This window comes from Pseudomonas yangonensis, from assembly GCF_009932725.1.
Taxonomy (GTDB): Bacteria; Pseudomonadota; Gammaproteobacteria; order Pseudomonadales; family Pseudomonadaceae; genus Aquipseudomonas; species Aquipseudomonas yangonensis.
The window spans coordinates 105,252-122,222 of sequence record NZ_BLJU01000007.1; the positions used below are offsets into that span (position 1 = coordinate 105,252).

Consider the following 16,971-nt stretch of genomic DNA (forward strand, 5'->3'; position numbering starts at 1 on the left):
ATCAGAAACCCCACAGAATCTGCACGCCCCAGACGAACATCGCGAACATGGCGATGCCACACACGGCCTGGAACAGGAAACGCACACCAGTCGCCCACTTGCCCAGCGCCATCGGCGTCAGGTAGTCGGTGGAAATGGTCCACATGCCGACCCAGGCGTGCACACTCAGTGCAACCAGCGCCAGCAGACTGAAAATGCGCATTGCGGTATGCGAGAACAGACCATGCCATTCGGCGTAGCCCATGCCCGGATTGCAGATCACATAGCCCAGCAAGAACAGCGTATAAGCCGCGAGAACGACCGCAGAAACGCGTTGCGCCATCCAGTCATAGAGGCCCGAACGCGAGAAATTCGTGACATTAGTTACCATATCCACACCCCCAGCAGCACGATCACGACCGCCGCAACGGCGATGACGATTTTCGAGCCCAGCTTGCCGCCTTCCAGCGTCTCGCCGATGCCCATGTCCATGATCAAGTGGCGCACGCCGGCCACCAGGTGATACAGCAGAGCGGACAGAAGACCCCAGATCACGAACTTGGCCAGCGGACTGGCCAGGCATTCTTTCACCTGGGCGAAGCCCTCTTCGGAGGTCAGCGACTTGTCGAGGCCGAACAGCAAAATGGCGATACCGACAAAGAGGATGACACCGGAGATACGGTGAAGAATGGAGGTGTAAGCGGTGACTGGGAGCTTGATAGTCCTAAGGTCTAGGTTTACAGGTCGTTGGCTATTCACGGCTTTTTATCACACTGAGAGCCCCTAACTATCAGGGCAAAGTTGTTGGGAAGTGCACTGGTCAGGTACCCATCACCCAAGGAGTGACGACCGCCATGATATGGCCGCAAAGCCCCTGGCGGTCGGGCGCAGAGTATAGACAGTTAGCAGACTAATGACAATGCAATGCCCTACCCCAAAAAGCGCATTGCAGCCTTTAAACAAATGGCGTAAATAGCGGCCTTTTTTCGCTGAAAACCCCGCGCAAACCCTTCTACTGTCAGGGTTCTCGCAAATTGACTTTCGGATTTATCCCACTATAGTGGTGCGGGCCCTGCGTGGGGGGCTGTCTGATGATTTCAAGCATAACTAGGAGGCCACATATGGCTGACAAAAAAGCGCAGTTGATCATCGAGGGCAATGCCCCCGTCGAACTGCCCGTTCTGACCGGCACTGTTGGTCCCGAAGTAATAGATGTGCGGAGCCTGACCGCCACGGGTCGGTTCACCTTTGATCCTGGTTTCATGTCGACCGCCTCCTGCGAGTCGAAGATCACCTACATCGACGGCGACAAAGGGGTCCTGCTGCACCGCGGCTACCCCATCGAGCAGCTCGCCGAGAAGTCCGACTACCTGGAAACCTGCTACCTGCTGCTCAACGGCGAACTGCCGAGCAAGGAAGAAAAGGCCAAGTTCGTCAGCACCATCAAGAACCACACCATGGTTCACGAGCAACTGAAGACCTTTTTCAACGGCTTCCGTCGTGATGCCCACCCGATGGCCATCATGTGTGGTGTAGTCGGCGCCCTGTCCGCCTTCTACCATGACTCGCTGGACATCAAGAATCCGCAGCACCGCGAAGTATCGGCCATGCGCCTGGTGGCCAAGATGCCGACCATCGCCGCCATGACCTACAAGTACTCCATGGGCCAGCCCATGATGTACCCGCGCAACGACCTGAATTACGCGGAAAACTTCCTGCACATGATGTTCAACACCCCGTGCGAGATCAAACCGATCAGCCCAGTGCTGGCCAAGGCGATGGACAAGATCTTCATCCTCCATGCCGACCACGAGCAGAACGCTTCCACCTCTACCGTGCGCCTGGCAGGCTCCTCGGGCGCCAACCCGTTCGCCTGTATCGCTGCCGGCATCGCCGCGCTGTGGGGCCCGGCACACGGCGGCGCCAACGAAGCGGTGCTGACCATGCTCGACGAGATCGGCAGCGTGGACAATATCGACAAGTTCGTGGCCAAGGCCAAGGACAAGGACGATCCGTTCAAGCTGATGGGCTTCGGCCACCGCGTGTACAAGAACTTCGACCCGCGCGCCAAGGTCATGAAGCAGACCTGCGACGAAGTCCTGGCCGAGCTGGGCATCAACGATCCGCAGCTGGAACTGGCGATGAAGCTGGAAGAGATCGCGCGTAACGATCCTTACTTCAAGGAGCGCAACCTCTACCCGAACGTGGACTTCTACTCGGGCATCATCCTCAAGGCCATCGGCATTCCGACCTCGATGTTCACCGTGATTTTCGCCCTGGCACGCACCGTGGGCTGGATCTCGCACTGGAAGGAAATGCTCTCCGGCCCGTACAAGATCGGCCGTCCGCGCCAGCTGTACACCGGTTACGAGCAGCGCGACCTGCCCGCCGACCGCGACTGATAGCGCCGCGAGACAAAAAAGGCTGCCAATCTGGCAGCCTTTTTTATTTGGCGAAGAACTCGTGCTTCAGCGCTTTTCCACTTTCGCCCGCAAACCCTGCAGCGTCTGCAGCGGCGCATCGACGACGAAACTGTTGGCCAGCCACGACGGTACGCTGCCGCCCGGCTCGGTATGCACCTCGTACGTCACCTCCACCTTGCCACCATCCAAAGGTTTCAGGTGCCACTGCCCATCGACGCGCTGCACGCGCACGAAATCCTTTTCCTCCGGCAGGCGATCCGGCACCGCCTTGAGCAGCCGGGTAACACTGCCATCGGCATCGGTTCGAGTCGTCACCTGAATCACCGAATCACGCGCTTTCACCGGCCAGGGCATTTCGAAGCGGGTGTACAGCTCGCTCACATCGCCTTTGGTTTCCAGCAGGCGCTGTTGCTGACAACTGAAGATCCAGGCGCAGGAACCCTCGACATCCTCCTGCGCAGCCTGCACGGCAGCCAGATCGCCACTGATCGTCACCACACCGCGGTAAGCCTTGTATTTCGAACCCGGTACGTCAGCCAGATACACGCTGACGCCCTCCTCTTCACGCTCCAGCTGCCACTGCCTTTCGGCAGCCTGGGCAGCAGTCGCACACAACAGCATGGCCAGAACGGAATAACGCATCATCTTCAAGCAACTCCCGGTGGGACTGTTTGCGATTCGACCCAAACGGGTCGCAAACGGTTCAGATCCTCAGGCAGTGGCCTGCTCCAGCCAACCCAGCAGGCGAATGGCGCTTTCACGTCCGTCGGCACACAGCTCAGCCTCGGCCTTGAACCCGGAGCAGACCGCGGGACGCTCCGGGCGACCGAAAATGGCGCAGAGAAACTCGGCATTGAGGTGAATGCAGCGCACGCCAGCCGGCTTGCCATTGGGCATACCTGGAATCGGCGAGCTGATGGAAGGCGCGATGCAGCAGGCACCGCAACCGGCACGACACTCCATGAAACGACCTCGACTACAAACGAACGGCGGCGATCCTAATGAGGCGCGCGCCGTCCGTCGAGGCCTTTTGCGATCAGCGGTTACGCTGCAGACGCGCCACCAGACTGGAGGTATCCCAGCGGCCGCCACCCATGCCCTGAACGTCGGCATAGAACTGATCGACCAGCGCCGTCACCGGCAGCTGCGCGCCATTGCGACGCGACTCCTCGAGCACGATGGAAAGGTCCTTGCGCATCCAGTCGACTGCGAAGCCGAAGTCGAACTCGCCAGCCAGCATGGTCTTGTAGCGGTTCTCCATCTGCCACGACTGCGCAGCACCCTTGCTGATCACATCGACTACCGCATGGCCATCGAGGCCCGCGCACTGGGCGAAGTTCAAGGCCTCGGCCAACCCCTGCACCAGGCCGGCGATGCAGATCTGGTTGACCATCTTGCTCAGCTGGCCGCTGCCAGCCGGCCCCATCAGCCGCATCATCCGTGCATAGCACTGGATCACCGGCTCTGCCACTGCATAGGCTTGCTGCTCGCCACCGACCATCACGGTCAGCGCGCCATTGACCGCACCAGCCTGGCCACCGGACACCGGCGCATCGAGAAACCCCAGACCACGCTCGACCGCGACCGCCGCCAGCTCGCGCGCCACATCGGCCGAAGCGGTGGTGTGATCGACCAGAATGGCGCCCGGGGCCATACCGGCAAAGGCGCCCTGCTCACCCAGAATCACGCTGCGCAGGTCGTCATCGTTGCCGACGCAACACATCACCAGCTCGGCACCTGCCGCCGCCTCGCGCGGGGTCGGCGCGCTGCTGCCGGCATATTCCGCCACCCACTGCTCGGCCTTGCCCGGCGAACGGTTGTAGACCGTCACCTGATGCCCCTTGCGGGCAAGATGCCCGGCCATCGGATATCCCATAACGCCCAAGCCGATAAATGCGACCTTTGCCATAACAACCTCCTGCGGACATAGGCCGCAGAGCCTAACACGACGTTTGCCCTGGCCGGAAAGGCCTTCCATACTGCCTGCCAATCGGCCCCGAGCGAGGCCTTGCGAACGATTAGGAGCGCCAATGGGACATTGGTTGGTCATCGACCTGGAAGCCACAACCGACGAAGGTGGCTGGCCGATGGAAGAAATGGAAATCATCGAGATCGGTGCCAGCCTGGTCGGCGCTGACGGCCACGAGCGTGATCACTTTCAGCGCTTCGTCAAACCACAGCGGCGCCCATGCCTGACAGACTTCTGCCGCGAGCTCACCCACATCACCCAGGCCGATATCGACAGCGCCGCGCCAATGCCACAGGTCTGGACCCAGTTCGAGCGCTGGCTGACGCAGCACGCACCGCGCCTGGTCGGCTGGAGCAGTTGGGGCGACTACGACCGCCGCCAGCTGGAGCAGGAATGGCGCCGGCATCACGTGCACAGCCTGCTGGCTGACGTGCCCCATCTGAATCTGAAACAGGCATTCGCCAAGGCCCGCCAACTGCAACGCCCGGTCGGCCTGCACAGCGCACTGCAGCTGGCCGGCATGCAGTTTCAGGGGCAACAGCACCGAGCCCTCGAGGACGCCCGTAATACCGCGCGCCTGCTGCCGCTGGTGCTGCCGCTCAAAGACTGATGACGAAGAAAAGCCGCTTGGGCATACTGGCGACCCTTTTATGGCCCGCCACTTATGGCAGCCACTCTTCGTCCCGTCGCAAGGCGGTGTTACGAACGGCTCCCGGCAAACTATTCACCCCCCTCTGAGGAATCGCAGATGTTCAAGGTCAACGAGTACTTCGACGGCACCGTCAAATCCATCGGCTTCGCCATGGCCGAAGGCCCCGCTACCATCGGCGTGATGGCCCCGGGCGAATACGAGTTCGGCACCAGCCAGCTGGAAGTCATGCATGTAGTGGCCGGTGCCCTGACCGTGAAACTGCCGGGCAGCGACAGCTGGAACACCTATGAGGCCGGCAGCAAGTTCACCGTCGAGGCCAACAGCAAGTTCCAGCTCAAGGTGGCCGTTGATACCGCCTACCTCTGCGAATACCGCTAACAGGCCGTTTAAAAAACTACCTGCGTTGGCAATCCCGCGTTAAAAACGACCTCAAAATGCTCATTTACAGCTCATAAACTCCGCTTTTTCGGTCGTTTTTGCCTTGTCTTGCCTGCCTCGCCTACGTTTTTTCAAAGGCCTGGCAGCCGCAAAGCGTTTCAAGAACCGGCCCCAGCGGCCGGTTTTTTCTTTGATCACCATCAGGACACCCGCCCATGCCACGCTCCGCCCTTCTCGCCCCCATCGCGCTGCTCGTGGTGGCCATGGTTTCGATCCAGAGCGGCGCGTCGCTGGCCAAGAACCTGTTCCCGATAGTCGGCGCCGAAGGCACGACCACCCTGCGCCTGGTGCTAGGGGCAATCATTCTGTCGCTGGTGATGCAGCCCTGGCGCGCCAGGCTGGACCTGCGCAAGTGCCAGTCATTGCTTGCCTACGGCCTGGCGCTGGGCGGCATGAATCTGCTGTTCTACATGTCATTGCAGAGCATCCCGCTGGGTATCGCCGTAGCACTGGAATTCACTGGCCCGCTGGCCCTGGCGCTGTTTTCCTCGCGCCGCCTGCTGGATTTCGTCTGGGTGATCCTGGCCGTCATCGGCCTGTGGATGCTCCTGCCAACTGGCGCCACGCAGAGCGCCATCGATCCACTCGGCGCGGCTCTGGCCCTTGGCGCAGGCGTTTGCTGGGCGCTATACATCATCTTCGGGCAGAAAGCTGGCGCCCAGCATGGCCGCCATACCGTCGCGCTGGGTACCTGGGTCGCCGCGTTGCTGGTGCTGCCCATCGGCGCCTGGCACGCAGGCGGCGATCTGCTCAGCCTCGACCTGCTGCCCATTGCCTTAGGCGTCGCAGTGCTGTCCTCAGCCCTGCCCTACAGCCTGGAGATGGTGGCTCTGACGCGCCTGCCAGCGCGCACCTTCAGCGTTCTGATGAGCCTGGAGCCGGCAATCGCGGCCATGTGCGGCCTGGCTTTTCTCGGCGAGAAGCTGCTCTGGGGCCAGTGGCTGGCCGTCGGCGCGATCATCGTCGCCTCGGCCGGCGCTGCCGCCACCATCAGACCCAAGCGCTAGTTGCCGAACTGCAGCTCCGCCAGGCGCGCATAAAGCGAACTGCTTTCGATCAGCTCGGCATGGCTGCCAATGGCCGCCAGGCGCCCCTGTTCGACCACGGCGATGCGGTCCGCCTGTTTCACCGTGGCCAGACGATGGGCGATCACCAGGGTGGTGCGCCCGGCCATCAGCGACGGCAGTGCCTGCTGGATCAGGTGTTCGCTCTCGGCATCCAGGGCGCTGGTGGCCTCGTCGAGCAGCAGGATCGGCGCATCGGCCAGCAATGCCCGGGCAATCGCCAGACGCTGGCGCTGCCCGCCCGACAGCCCGAGCCCGGCTTCACCCAGGTGGGTCCGATAGCCCTGCGGCAGACGCTCGATGAACTCGTGGGCATGCGCTGCCCGCGCGGCAGCTTCTACCTCTGCCCGAGTGGCACCGAGGCGGCCATAGCGAATATTGTCCTCGACCGAACCGAAGAACAGCGCCGGATTCTGCGACACCAGAGCGAAGCAGGCGCGCAGCTCGCGCGGATCGAGCTGATCGATCGGCACACCGTCAATGAGGATGCGCCCGGCCTGCGGGTCGAAAAAGCGCAGCAGCAGATCAAACAGCGTCGATTTGCCCGCCCCGGACGGCCCGACCAGCGCCAGCGTTTCACCGGCCGCCACCTGCAGGTCGATGCCATCGATGGCGTAGCTGTCGGGCCGCGACGGATAGGCGAAACGCACGCCCTGCAACTCGATATGCCCACGCACCGGCTGCGACAGATGCTGAGGCTGCTCCGGCGCGACGATGGCATTGCTGGAGCGCAGCAGTTCGCCAATACGCTCCGCCGCTCCGGCTGCGCGCTGCAGCTCGCCGATCACCTCGCTCAGGGTGCCGAAGGACGAGCCGACGATCAGGCTGTAGAACACGAAGGCCGCCAGCTCGCCGCCGGAAATGCGTCCGGCGATCACGTCCATGCCGCCGACCCAGAGCATGACGCCCACCGCCCCGAGCACCAGCACGATGACTACAGTGATCAGCCAGGAACGCTGAGCGATGCGTTTACGCGCGACATCGAAAGCGGCCTCGGCGGACTCGCCAAAGCGTCGCTTATCCTCGTTCTGGTGGTTGTAGGCCTGCACCGTCTTGATCTGCCCCAGCACCTCGCCGACGTAGCTGCCGACATCGGCCACGCGGTCCTGGCTCTGCCGCGACAGCGCGCGCACACGGCGGCCGAACAGCAGGATTGGTGCCACCACCAGCGGCAGGGCCAGCAGGACGATACCGCTGAGTTTCGGGTTGGTGATCACCAGCAACACGCTGCCGCCGATCAGCATGATCAGGTTGCGTAGCGCCATCGACAGCGACGAGCCGATCACCGACTGCAGCAGCGTCGTATCGGCGGTCAACCGCGACTGGATCTCCGAGCTGCGATTGCTCTCGTAGAAGCCGGGATGCAGCTCGATCAGGTGATCGAACACCCGCCGGCGAATATCGGCCACCACCCGCTCGCCGATCCACGACACCAGATAGAAGCGCGTGTAGGTGCCAAAGGCCAGCGCCAGCACCAGCACGAAGAACAGCAGCAGGGACTGACGCAGTGCAGCCGGCGATTGCGTGGCCAGGCCCTGATCCACCAGCAGCTTGATGCCCTGGCCCATGGACAGCGTGATCGCCGCCGTGAACAGCAAGGCCAGCAGCGCACCCAGCACCCGGCCGCGATAAGGCGCGATAAAGCGCCAGGCCAGGCGTATCGCGCCACGCTGGCGGAAGGAAAGCAGAGAAGTCATGACGGGCCTCAGGAGTCGGCGGTAGCAGGCGCTTCGGCCAGCCAGGCCACCGCGCAGAGGGCCAGCGCCGCCAGGTTGGTGGACAGCGGATTGAACGCCTGAATCAACAGATGGGGGCTCAGCAGCGCAACATCAAGCAGCAGCACCAGCAGGACGGTAGCGGCCACCAGCAACGGCCAGCGCTGGTGGCGAATGGTCAGCAGCGCGATGCCCAGCAATACCTCGGCGATGCCTCCGATACGGGCGATCAGCTCCGGCGCGAACAAGGCGTGATCGGGCAAGCCGTGCGCACTGATCATCGCCACCTCGTCAGGGCTCAGCCAGAGAATCTTCGGTGCCAGACCATGCCAGACGAATACCGCCGCCAATGCCAGCCGAGCAATCCAGGCGATCTGCGCCAGCCGCCGTTCAGTCATGCAGAAAGCGCTCGGCGTGGTCGGCCGTGGGCAGCAGGCAGACGACATGCCGGCCGAACAGGCGGTAGCGATTCAGCGCGATGCGGTCATAACACCAATCCCGCAGTGGCCGGGGCACCAGGCGCAGCAATCTCAGCGCACGCCAGGGTTGCGGCAAGCGCGAGAGAATGCGCAGCAGCGCCGTGGAGCGCACATGCAGCCCCGCCTCGTCGATCAGGGCCATGGTGTCGAAACGATCGGTCGGCAGCCCGTACCAGGCCAGTAACGCCTGCCCTTGGGCGGACTGCACGGACGCCAGGCGAAACTGCCGCGTGGGATCATGACGGATGAGGAACCTCGCCCAGCCGTTGCACAGCTTGCAGACGCCGTCGAACAGCACGACGCGCTCGCCTGCCGACAGGCCGGGTGGTAGCGAAGGCTCGGTCATCTCAGGGCACTCGCCTGTTGCGCCTGCGGGCGGTAATGGCCAGTGATGCGGTAGGCGAAGAGGATATCTTCCTCCTGCGTGCCGCGGCCGATGTTGTGCAGGATCAGCGGCGCACCATTTGCCGCCTGACGATCGCTGACGATGCCGATATGAGTCAGGCCGCGCCCCAGATCCCAGGTGACGATATCGCCAGCCTGGTAAGCCGCAGGGTCCTGACTGATCGGCAGCGACCAGCCCTGACGTTTGAACCAGGCCATCAGGTTGGGCACACGACGGTGGTCGATATTGCTGTCCGGCCGGCTCAGCCCCCAGTTTCTCGGGTAGAGGGCAAAATTGCCGCGCATGTCGCGATGCACCGCCTCCTGCAGGTCCAGCCCCTGCTGGCGCAGCGCGCGGATCACCACGTCGGTGCACACGCCGGTGGCCATGGGCACGTCGCCGCCCGGATAGCTCAACTGACGGTAGGCCGGGTCATAGCTCAGGGTCACGCCGACCTGCTTGCGCGCATCCAGCACCAGCCTGTCGGCCTCGATGGCCTGCGCAGCCAGGGCCAGCGCCCAGGCCAGCAGTACAACCAGCATCCGCATTGCGATCTCCTATCGAGCCAAGGGATACAGCAACTCTTCTTTGTAACCTGCCCAGACCCGCACGGCATCGGGGAAGGCATCGTCCAGCGTCACCTCGCCACTATCGACCAGCAGCGGCCGGCCCTCAAGCGTTGCCAGCTTGCGCTTGGTCGCCACCACGCGCAGGCGCTCCAGGCCGACGGCGCGCAACACCCGCGGGCTGATCTGCTGATTGCCGCGGCCGATGATATGGCCCTGACCGCCGATTGCAGTGACCAACAGATAAGCCGGGTGCTCATCGACCAGGGCGAACAGCTGGGCTTCATTGACGTCTTGGGCGATCACCTGGCCATCCTCGATCACATCGACACCGAGCAAGGTAGTTTCCAGCCCCAGATTCTGCGCCAGGCCGTGCAGAGTCGAGCCGGGACCGAACACATAGCGAACACCCGGTTCCCATTCACTCTCCAGCCAGGCGGCCAGATCGGCCAGCACCAGCTCTTCGGACTCCATCCCCCCCTGCTTGACCGCCTGCACATAACCGCCCTCCTGCGGCACGCACAGCTCGCCATACCAGCGCGCGGTGACACGCCCCTCGCGCAGCGCCGCCTCGTCGATATCGCGCACCTCGCCGCTGGCCAGACGCACCAGGCCGCCCTCGACCAGGCGAGCGGTGAGCTCGCCCGCCGCCCGCGGGCTGATGGCATAGACGCCGGACTGAATCTTCACCCCTGCCGGAATGCCCAGCACAGGCTGCGACGCGTTCACCACTGCACAGACATCACGTGCAGTACCGTCACCGCCGGCGAACAGAATCAGTGCCACGCCGGCATCCTGCAGTTGCCGTACCGCGCGGCGGGTATCTTCGGCGGTGGTCGCGCCCTCACCCAACTCCCCCAGCAAACGATGCTCGAAGCCCATCTGCGCCAATAGCTCGCCACCCATCGCCCCCGGGTAGCTGACGAATTCGATGCGCTCGCGCAGGGCCAGCAGCTGCTCCAGGGCAGTGCGTGTGCGCTGTGCGGCTTTTGCCTCGACGCCCAGGGCCAACGCCTGCTCGGCCATGCCGTCGCTGCCCTTGAACGCGGCCGGGCCACCCAGCCCGGCCAGTGGATTGATGATCAGACCGATACGAAAACGCGCCATTTATCCCTCGTTTCACACAGGCTGGCACGCAGCCTGCAATACGACTTTCGCAATGTGTTTTGTGACGGAGTTCCGCCGTCATGGAATCTGCTTAAAGTATCGCGAGCTAGAGCCAGGCAAGGCGAAAACGGGCGAAGAAGCGCAGTTTACGAGTTGTAAATGAGCATTCTGAGCCCGATTTCAACGCAGCATGGCCGACGCGCAGCAGACTTTGAGCAGGTTACTTGTTGTCACCGCGCATTCATCTAACAGTCCTAGACTGGCGCGCATCACTGATGAGGAGACAGGCCATGAGTTTGCAAGACAATGTCGCCCAATGCCCCAACACCCCGGTCAAGCACTCGCAGATGCCGGTGGGCGGTTTTATCATCGATGGCCAGGGCCGCGAAGTGCCCATTACCGAAGACATGATCCAGCAAGCCTGCAACGCCCTGGAAGAAAGCCGCCAGAGCGCGCACCAGCAGGGCTGAACCTCGGGCGCCAGGCTCGCAAGGTGCCTGGCGCGCCCGCCGTAATCAATCGCGCGGCACCAGTTTCAGCGACAGTGAATTGATGCAGTAACGCAGCCCGGTCGGGCGCGGGCCATCCGGAAATACGTGCCCCAGATGAGCATCGCACTTGGCGCATTTGACCTCGATGCGATGCAGGCCATGGCTGTAATCGTCGAGGCTGGCGATCACCTCGTCGTTGATCGGCTGGAAATAGCTTGGCCAGCCGCTGCCGGAATCGTACTTGGCGTCCGAATCGAACAGGGCTTCGCCACAGCAGGCGCAGTGGTAGATGCCGGGCGTCTTGCTGTCGTGGTAGGCACCGGTGAAGGGGCGCTCCGTTCCTCCGAGACGACAGACATGGAACTGCTCGTCGGTCAGCTCTTCACGCCAGGTGTCCAACGACTTGTCGACTTTATCCACGAGCGGGTTTCCTCCTCGGTAATGGGCAGCACGGGTTCGCGCGTGACGCCAGCACTCCCATGAGGGATTCGACCCCGGAAGCCTCGGTTGAGAAGTTTCCGGGCCGCGACATGAGTGTGCGGCGCGTGGCAGGCCAGAAAAAAGCAGGGCTGGCACCTTTGCCGCGCCCAGGTCGCCACGTATGATTCGACCCCAGTCTGTCACCCACGCAGCGGGCTGCCAAGATTCCCCGCCGGGAGAATTTTGCAGCGTGCTTCAGTGGGTTTTCCTTAGCTCGGGATTCCTTACATGCAGGTCAGCAAATCGAACAAGCTCGCCAACGTCTGCTACGACATTCGCGGGCCGGTGCTCAAGCACGCCAAGCGTCTGGAAGAGGAAGGCCACCGCATCCTCAAGTTGAACATCGGCAATCCGGCGCCGTTCGGTTTCGAGGCCCCTGAAGAGATCCTTCAGGACGTCATCCGCAACCTGCCCACCGCGCAGGGCTACAGCGACTCCAAGGGCCTGTTCAGCGCGCGCAAGGCGGTGATGCAGTACTACCAGCAGAAGCAGGTCGAAGGCGTCACCATCGAGGACATCTACCTTGGCAACGGCGTGTCCGAACTGATCGTCATGGCCATGCAGGCGCTGCTCAACAACGGTGACGAGGTGCTCATCCCGGCGCCCGACTATCCGCTGTGGACCGCTGCCGTGGCGCTGTCCGGCGGCAAGCCGGTGCACTACCTGTGCGACGAGCAGGCCGGCTGGTTCCCCGACATTGCCGACATGCGCGCCAAGATCACGCCGAACACCAAGGCGCTGGTGCTGATCAACCCGAACAACCCCACCGGGGCGGTGTATTCCAAGGAAGTGCTGCAGGACATCGTCGAACTGGCGCGCCAGCACAACCTGGTGATCTTCTCCGACGAGATCTACGACAAAATCCTCTACGACGAAGCCGTGCACATCAGCACCGCCTCGCTGGCGCCGGACGTGCTCTGCCTGACCTTCAACGGCCTGTCCAAGAGCTACCGCGTGGCCGGCTTCCGTTCCGGCTGGGTGGCCATTTCCGGGCCCAAGCACAAGGCGCAGAGCTACATCGAAGGCTTGGACATCCTCGCCAACATGCGCCTGTGCGCCAACGTGCCGAGCCAGCATGCGATCCAGACCGCGCTGGGCGGCTACCAGAGCATCAACGACCTGGTACTGCCCAACGGCCGCCTGCTGGAGCAGCGCAACCGCGCCTGGGAACTGCTCAACGACATCCCCGGGGTCAGCTGCGTCAAGCCCATGGGCGCGCTGTACGCCTTCCCGAAAATCGACCCGAAGGTTTGCCCGATCCACAACGACGAGAAGTTCGTCCTCGACCTGCTGCTGTCGGAGAAATTGCTGATCGTCCAGGGCACCGCCTTCAACTGGCCGTGGCCAGACCACTTCCGCGTGGTCACCCTACCCCGCGTCGACGACCTGGAGCAGGCCATCGGTCGTATCGGTAATTTCCTCAAGACCTATAGCCAGTAAGGACTGCAGCATGGCCCAGGCCAGACGCTACCTGCTTACCGGCGCCAGCTCCGGTATCGGCGAAGCCTTGGCGCGCCAGCTCGCGAGCCAGGGCTACGACTTGGCGCTCGCAGCTCGTCGGGAAGACAGTCTGCAACGTCTGGCAGCCGAACTGCGCCAGACGTACGGCCGAACTATCGCCGTACTACCGCTGGACGTCACCGACTATGCTGCCTGCCAGCAGGTCGTAGCGCTGGCTCACGAAGTTCTGGGCGGGCTGGATGGCCTGATCGCCAACGCAGGCATAGGCCTCGCCGGCAAGGCCGGCAGTGGCCATTTCGAACGGTACCGTCAAACCCTGCAAACCAACCTGATCGGCGCGATCGCGTGCCTTGATGCTGCCACCGAACTGTTTCGTCAACAGGGCCACGGCCATCTGGTGGCCATCGCCTCGGTCGCAGGCAAGCGAGGCCTGCCCGGCTCCGCCGGCTACTCGGCTAGCAAGGCTGGGCTGATCAGCCATATGCAGTCGCTGGAACTGGAGCTATATCGCAGCACCATCGCCACCACCACCATTCTGCCAGGCTATATCGATACGCCGATCAACCAGAACGCCGGTCCGCGCCCTTTCCTGATCGACGTCGAAAAAGGCGCCCGACTGATCGCCCGACACATCGAGAAACGCAGCCGCAGCGCCTACGTACCCGGCTGGCCATGGGCGTTGATCGGACGCCTGTTATCCTGCCTGCCCACCTCGCTGCTGGCACGAGCCCTGTAACCATGGACCTGCAGATCGACGACTTCTACAAGGATGCGGCCAGCGGCCTGCTGATGCTGTACCAGGCCTTCCCGCGCAAGATGGCGCTGTACGTGGAAGACCTGATCGGCCGCGAGGAGCCTGACGAATTCGGCCTGCCCAGCAAGCGCCACCAGGCCTGCCTGGGTGCGCTGCTGTGGCTGGCCGAGGAAGGCTATCTGCGCTTCGAATCGACCATCGCCTATGACGCGCTGGACCAGGCCGTGCTCAGCGAAAAGGGTTTTCTGCGCCTGTCACGCAGCGTGCCGCACGTGCTCCCCGATGGCGAACCATTGCCTCCCAGCGTACGTCGCGTACACGCTACTCTGGCCTTCCAGTTGCGCGAGGCGCTGGCCCGCCAGCACGGGGAACGCATCGCCCGCCTGACCCGTCTACTGTTCGAAAGCCAGACGGCGCAGCCAAACGACATAGTTTGAAATAGTCGACGGTTGAAAGCCCCAGGGGGGCGCCCTTATATAGCCGGCATTACTCGTACGTCTTTCCCGTGAGGAGTCCGTTCACACCATGATGCGCATTATGTTGTTCCTGGCCACCAACCTGGCGGTGCTGATCATCGCCAGCATCACCCTCAAACTGCTGGGGGTCGATCGCTTCACCGGCCAGAACCATGGCAGCCTGCTGATTTTCTGCGCCGTGTTCGGTTTTGCCGGCTCGCTGGTGTCGCTGTTCATCTCCAAGTGGATGGCAAAGATGAGCACCGGCACCCAGATCATCACCCAGCCGCGTACCCGCCATGAACAATGGCTGCTGCAGACCGTCGAGGAGCTGTCGCGCGAGGCCGGTATCAAGATGCCGGAAGTGGGCATCTTCCCGGCCTACGAGTCCAATGCCTTCGCCACCGGCTGGAACAAGAACGACGCATTGGTGGCCGTCAGCCAGGGCCTGCTCGAGCGCTTCTCGCCGGATGAAGTGCGCGCGGTACTGGCCCACGAGATCGGCCACGTGGCCAACGGCGACATGGTCACCCTGGCGCTGATCCAGGGCGTGGTGAATACCTTCGTGATGTTCTTCGCGCGCATCTTCGGCAACTTCGTCGACAAGGCGATCTTCAAGAACGAAGACGGCCACGGTATCGGTTACTTCATCGCGACCATCTTCGCCGAACTGGTACTGGGCATCCTGGCCAGCATCATCGTCATGTGGTTCTCGCGTAAACGTGAGTTCAAGGCCGACGAAGCCGGCGCCCGCCTGGCAGGCACCGGTGCGATGATCGCCGCGCTGCAGCGCCTGCGTGCCGAACAGGGCGTGCCGGTACAGATGCCCGACAGCCTGACCGCCTTCGGTATCAATGGCGGCCTGAAAAACGGCCTGGCCGGCCTGCTGATGACGCACCCGCCGCTGGAAGACCGTATCGAGGCGCTGCGCCGCCTGGGCTGATCCAGCGTCAACACACGAAAAAGGCGACCCTCGGGTCGCCTTTTTCATTGCACCGCTTCCGCTAGCGGCGCGTCAGGTGAAAGACTCGCTCGTCCACCGCCGCAAGGCCGCTGTCGGCGAAACGCGGATTACCCGCCAGTACGTCCTTTTCCTCGACCACGCGCAGCATCCAGCCGGCAGCGAAATGCCCTTCCACTTCGGGGTCCTCGACCGAGAATGGCGGACCGTCCATGCGCCGCTGGTCGTAGACCAGCGTCACCAGAAGCCCCTGACAGGTGCTCGGCAGTATCGCCTGCAGATGCGCGACATAACGTTCGCGCATTTCCGGCGGCAGGGCGATCAGCGCAGCACGGTCATAGAAAGCCTGGCAGCCGGCGACATCTTCTCGGTTCAGGGCGAAAAAATCCCCACAAAGAATCTGCAACGCACCCGCCTGATAGACCTTGAATGCACCGCGTTGCGATACGTGGGGCTGCACGTCACGCTCGCTAAAGAAATCCTGAACGGCGCGCTCGGCCAGTTCGACGCCGATCACCCTGTGCCCCTGCTCCGCCAGCCAGGCCAGATCGAGGCTCTTGCCACACAGCGGCACCAGCACCGCCGAGCCGCTCGCCAGCCCGAGCGCGGACCAGTGGCGACGCAGATAGCCGTTGACCTTTTCCTGATGAAAACCGATTTGGCTGCGTGCCCATCTGTCCTGCCAGAACGCCTCATGCATCGCTAAAACCTCCATGAAATCGATAGGAATGGCCAAGTATTTATGCTGGATGTCGATAGATTCAGCAAGGAAGATGGCGTCATCCTACTTCAGGAGTTGATCGCCATGCTGCCCTCACTGTTCATTTCCCATGGTTCGCCTATGTTGGCCTTGGAGCCGGGCGCCAGTGGTCCGGCCCTGACTCAACTGGCTACCGAACTGCCAAGACCCAAGGCCCTCGTGGTCGTGTCGGCGCATTGGGAAAGCCAACATCTACTGCTGACAGCAGGCGAGCGACCACGGACGTGGCACGACTTCAGTGGTTTTCCGGCCCGGCTCTATGCGTTGCAGTACCCTGCCCCGGGCGCGCCAGAACTGGCCAAAGAGATTGCCCAGCGCTTGAACGATGCAGGCTTGTCAGCCGAGCTCGACGCACAGCGCCCTTTCGACCATGGTGCCTGGGCGCCGTTGTCGTTGATGTATCCGCACGCCGACGTTCCCATGCTGCAGTTGTCGCTGCCCAGCCACCAGGGCCCTGAAATGCAAACCCGCGTGGGCCGGGCTCTGGCCAGCTTGCGTGAACAAGGCATCCTGCTGATAGGTTCAGGCAGCATCACGCATAATCTGGGCGAACTGGACTGGCGCGCCGGCCCCGACGCCATCACCTCCTGGGCCAAGGCGTTTCGCGACTGGGTGGTAGAAAAGCTCGAGGCGGATGATCTGGAGGCCTTACATCAGTATCGCCGCCTGGCGCCGAACGCCGCACGTAATCACCCCAGTGAAGAGCATCTGCTGCCGCTATTCTTCGCCCGTGGCGCGGGCGGCGCGTTTTCTGTCGCGCACAGCGGCTTCACCTACGGCGCGCTGGGTATGGACATCTATCGTTTCGGCTAAATGCTGGATACCGCCCTGA

The 16,971-nt window shown here is 62.8% G+C and carries 22 protein-coding genes; 10 read left to right on the top strand and 12 right to left on the bottom strand.

Annotated features, from left to right (window positions below; genetic code table 11):
- Position 1: 1 nt before the first annotated feature.
- Complete coding sequence (sdhD, locus tag GYB81_RS11875) at positions 2–370, bottom strand: succinate dehydrogenase, hydrophobic membrane anchor protein (RefSeq protein WP_024308045.1); 369 nt, start codon at positions 368–370, stop codon at positions 2–4.
- Positions 364–738, bottom strand: coding sequence for a succinate dehydrogenase, cytochrome b556 subunit (sdhC, locus tag GYB81_RS11880; RefSeq protein ID WP_161865465.1), 375 nt, complete (start codon positions 736–738; stop codon positions 364–366). The genes sdhD and sdhC overlap by 7 nt, the downstream gene beginning before the upstream one ends.
- 362 nt (positions 739–1,100) lie before the next feature.
- Between sdhC and gltA the strand changes: the two genes are divergently transcribed.
- Positions 1,101–2,381 carry a citrate synthase gene (gene gltA / locus GYB81_RS11885; RefSeq protein ID WP_161865464.1) on the top strand — a complete coding sequence of 427 codons (1,281 nt, stop codon included), beginning with the start codon at positions 1,101–1,103 and terminating at the stop codon, positions 2,379–2,381.
- Positions 2,382–2,447: 66 nt separating this feature from the next.
- Here the strand turns inward: gltA and GYB81_RS11890 are convergent, their stop codons facing one another.
- The 3 genes from GYB81_RS11890 to GYB81_RS11900 form a co-directional block, all read right to left on the bottom strand.
- Positions 2,448–3,047: an START domain-containing protein gene (locus tag GYB81_RS11890; RefSeq protein WP_161865463.1), complete on the bottom strand. Its 600-nt coding sequence runs from the start codon at positions 3,045–3,047 to the stop codon at positions 2,448–2,450.
- Positions 3,048–3,113: 66 nt separating this feature from the next.
- Positions 3,114–3,365 carry a YkgJ family cysteine cluster protein gene (locus tag GYB81_RS11895; protein WP_161865462.1) on the bottom strand — a complete coding sequence of 84 codons (252 nt, stop codon included), beginning with the start codon at positions 3,363–3,365 and terminating at the stop codon, positions 3,114–3,116.
- A gap of 73 nt (positions 3,366–3,438) precedes the next feature.
- A complete protein-coding gene (locus GYB81_RS11900; RefSeq protein WP_161865461.1) occupies positions 3,439–4,311 on the bottom strand; it encodes an NAD(P)-dependent oxidoreductase in 873 nt (290 codons plus the stop codon).
- 121 nt (positions 4,312–4,432) lie between these two features.
- On the opposite strand from GYB81_RS11900, the gene GYB81_RS11905 reads away from it, so the two are divergent.
- From GYB81_RS11905 to rhtA, 3 genes are all read left to right on the top strand, one after another.
- Positions 4,433–4,981 carry a 3'-5' exonuclease gene (locus GYB81_RS11905; protein ID WP_161865460.1) on the top strand — a complete coding sequence of 183 codons (549 nt, stop codon included), beginning with the start codon at positions 4,433–4,435 and terminating at the stop codon, positions 4,979–4,981.
- A gap of 138 nt (positions 4,982–5,119) precedes the next feature.
- A complete protein-coding gene (ppnP, locus tag GYB81_RS11910) occupies positions 5,120–5,401 on the top strand; it encodes a pyrimidine/purine nucleoside phosphorylase (RefSeq protein WP_161865459.1) in 282 nt (93 codons plus the stop codon).
- Positions 5,402–5,616: 215 nt separating this feature from the next.
- A complete protein-coding gene (gene rhtA / locus GYB81_RS11915; protein ID WP_161865458.1) occupies positions 5,617–6,468 on the top strand; it encodes a threonine/homoserine exporter RhtA in 852 nt (283 codons plus the stop codon).
- On the opposite strand, the gene GYB81_RS11920 is transcribed toward rhtA, so the two are convergent.
- Genes GYB81_RS11920 through GYB81_RS11940 form a run of 5 tightly spaced genes read right to left on the bottom strand, consistent with a single transcriptional unit; the run spans position 6,465 to position 10,777 of the window.
- Positions 6,465–8,222, bottom strand: a complete 1,758-nt coding sequence (locus GYB81_RS11920; protein ID WP_161865457.1) for an ABC transporter transmembrane domain-containing protein — start codon at positions 8,220–8,222, stop codon at positions 6,465–6,467. The genes rhtA and GYB81_RS11920 overlap by 4 nt on opposite strands.
- Before the next feature lie 8 nt (positions 8,223–8,230).
- The gene (locus tag GYB81_RS11925; protein ID WP_161865456.1) at positions 8,231–8,638 is read right to left on the bottom strand and encodes a DoxX-like family protein; all 408 of its coding nucleotides are present in this window, start codon (positions 8,636–8,638) and stop codon (positions 8,231–8,233) included.
- Positions 8,631–9,065, bottom strand: a complete 435-nt coding sequence (locus GYB81_RS11930) for a thiol-disulfide oxidoreductase DCC family protein (RefSeq protein ID WP_161865455.1) — start codon at positions 9,063–9,065, stop codon at positions 8,631–8,633. Before GYB81_RS11930 ends, GYB81_RS11925 begins: the two co-directional genes overlap by 8 nt.
- Complete coding sequence (locus tag GYB81_RS11935; protein WP_161865454.1) at positions 9,062–9,652, bottom strand: DUF1287 domain-containing protein; 591 nt, start codon at positions 9,650–9,652, stop codon at positions 9,062–9,064. The genes GYB81_RS11930 and GYB81_RS11935 overlap by 4 nt, the downstream gene beginning before the upstream one ends.
- Positions 9,653–9,661: 9 nt before the next feature.
- Positions 9,662–10,777 (bottom strand): ATP-NAD kinase family protein, encoded by a 1,116-nt coding sequence (locus tag GYB81_RS11940; protein WP_161897827.1) that lies wholly within the window; start codon positions 10,775–10,777, stop codon positions 9,662–9,664.
- 290 nt (positions 10,778–11,067) lie between these two features.
- On the opposite strand from GYB81_RS11940, the gene GYB81_RS11945 reads away from it, so the two are divergent.
- Entirely contained in the window at positions 11,068–11,247 is a 180-nt protein-coding gene (locus tag GYB81_RS11945) for a PA1571 family protein (protein WP_161865452.1), read from the top strand.
- 45 nt (positions 11,248–11,292) lie between these two features.
- Here GYB81_RS11945 and msrB read toward each other — a convergent pair whose 3' ends face one another.
- Complete coding sequence (gene msrB / locus GYB81_RS11950) at positions 11,293–11,688, bottom strand: peptide-methionine (R)-S-oxide reductase MsrB (RefSeq protein WP_161865451.1); 396 nt, start codon at positions 11,686–11,688, stop codon at positions 11,293–11,295.
- Positions 11,689–11,976: 288 nt separating this feature from the next.
- On the opposite strand from msrB, the gene GYB81_RS11955 reads away from it, so the two are divergent.
- From GYB81_RS11955 to htpX, 4 genes are all read left to right on the top strand, one after another.
- Positions 11,977–13,188, top strand: coding sequence for a pyridoxal phosphate-dependent aminotransferase (locus GYB81_RS11955; RefSeq protein ID WP_161865450.1), 1,212 nt, complete (start codon positions 11,977–11,979; stop codon positions 13,186–13,188).
- A 10-nt stretch (positions 13,189–13,198) separates the two neighbouring features.
- Complete coding sequence (locus GYB81_RS11960; RefSeq protein ID WP_161865449.1) at positions 13,199–13,945, top strand: SDR family oxidoreductase; 747 nt, start codon at positions 13,199–13,201, stop codon at positions 13,943–13,945.
- Between the two features lie 2 nt (positions 13,946–13,947).
- Positions 13,948–14,400: a hypothetical protein gene (locus tag GYB81_RS11965; protein WP_024308032.1), complete on the top strand. Its 453-nt coding sequence runs from the start codon at positions 13,948–13,950 to the stop codon at positions 14,398–14,400.
- 88 nt (positions 14,401–14,488) lie between these two features.
- Positions 14,489–15,361, top strand: a complete 873-nt coding sequence (htpX, locus tag GYB81_RS11970; RefSeq protein ID WP_024308031.1) for a protease HtpX — start codon at positions 14,489–14,491, stop codon at positions 15,359–15,361.
- A 61-nt stretch (positions 15,362–15,422) separates the two neighbouring features.
- On the opposite strand, the gene GYB81_RS11975 is transcribed toward htpX, so the two are convergent.
- A complete protein-coding gene (locus GYB81_RS11975; protein ID WP_161865448.1) occupies positions 15,423–16,079 on the bottom strand; it encodes a thiopurine S-methyltransferase in 657 nt (218 codons plus the stop codon).
- A 105-nt stretch (positions 16,080–16,184) separates the two neighbouring features.
- On the opposite strand from GYB81_RS11975, the gene GYB81_RS11980 reads away from it, so the two are divergent.
- A complete protein-coding gene (locus GYB81_RS11980; protein WP_161865499.1) occupies positions 16,185–16,952 on the top strand; it encodes a DODA-type extradiol aromatic ring-opening family dioxygenase in 768 nt (255 codons plus the stop codon).
- Positions 16,953–16,971 lie beyond the last annotated feature (19 nt).

Bases quoted from the DNA above. Each gene is read 5' to 3' on its own strand.
- sdhD (WP_024308045.1), bottom strand. From the start codon at position 370: ATGGTAACTAATGTCACGAATTTCTCGCGTTCGGGCCTCTATGACTGG.
- gltA (WP_161865464.1), top strand. From the start codon at position 1,101: ATGGCTGACAAAAAAGCGCAGTTGATCATCGAGGGCAATGCCCCCGTC.
- GYB81_RS11890 (WP_161865463.1), bottom strand. From the start codon at position 3,047: ATGATGCGTTATTCCGTTCTGGCCATGCTGTTGTGTGCGACTGCTGCC.
- GYB81_RS11895 (WP_161865462.1), bottom strand. From the start codon at position 3,365: ATGGAGTGTCGTGCCGGTTGCGGTGCCTGCTGCATCGCGCCTTCCATC.
- GYB81_RS11900 (WP_161865461.1), bottom strand. From the start codon at position 4,311: ATGGCAAAGGTCGCATTTATCGGCTTGGGCGTTATGGGATATCCGATG.
- GYB81_RS11905 (WP_161865460.1), top strand. From the start codon at position 4,433: ATGGGACATTGGTTGGTCATCGACCTGGAAGCCACAACCGACGAAGGT.
- ppnP (WP_161865459.1), top strand. From the start codon at position 5,120: ATGTTCAAGGTCAACGAGTACTTCGACGGCACCGTCAAATCCATCGGC.
- rhtA (WP_161865458.1), top strand. From the start codon at position 5,617: ATGCCACGCTCCGCCCTTCTCGCCCCCATCGCGCTGCTCGTGGTGGCC.
- GYB81_RS11920 (WP_161865457.1), bottom strand. From the start codon at position 8,222: ATGACTTCTCTGCTTTCCTTCCGCCAGCGTGGCGCGATACGCCTGGCC.
- GYB81_RS11925 (WP_161865456.1), bottom strand. From the start codon at position 8,638: ATGACTGAACGGCGGCTGGCGCAGATCGCCTGGATTGCTCGGCTGGCA.
- GYB81_RS11930 (WP_161865455.1), bottom strand. From the start codon at position 9,065: ATGACCGAGCCTTCGCTACCACCCGGCCTGTCGGCAGGCGAGCGCGTC.
- GYB81_RS11935 (WP_161865454.1), bottom strand. From the start codon at position 9,652: ATGCGGATGCTGGTTGTACTGCTGGCCTGGGCGCTGGCCCTGGCTGCG.
- GYB81_RS11940 (WP_161897827.1), bottom strand. From the start codon at position 10,777: ATGGCGCGTTTTCGTATCGGTCTGATCATCAATCCACTGGCCGGGCTG.
- GYB81_RS11945 (WP_161865452.1), top strand. From the start codon at position 11,068: ATGAGTTTGCAAGACAATGTCGCCCAATGCCCCAACACCCCGGTCAAG.
- GYB81_RS11955 (WP_161865450.1), top strand. From the start codon at position 11,977: ATGCAGGTCAGCAAATCGAACAAGCTCGCCAACGTCTGCTACGACATT.
- GYB81_RS11960 (WP_161865449.1), top strand. From the start codon at position 13,199: ATGGCCCAGGCCAGACGCTACCTGCTTACCGGCGCCAGCTCCGGTATC.
- GYB81_RS11965 (WP_024308032.1), top strand. From the start codon at position 13,948: ATGGACCTGCAGATCGACGACTTCTACAAGGATGCGGCCAGCGGCCTG.
- htpX (WP_024308031.1), top strand. From the start codon at position 14,489: ATGATGCGCATTATGTTGTTCCTGGCCACCAACCTGGCGGTGCTGATC.
- GYB81_RS11975 (WP_161865448.1), bottom strand. From the start codon at position 16,079: ATGCATGAGGCGTTCTGGCAGGACAGATGGGCACGCAGCCAAATCGGT.
- GYB81_RS11980 (WP_161865499.1), top strand. From the start codon at position 16,185: ATGCTGCCCTCACTGTTCATTTCCCATGGTTCGCCTATGTTGGCCTTG.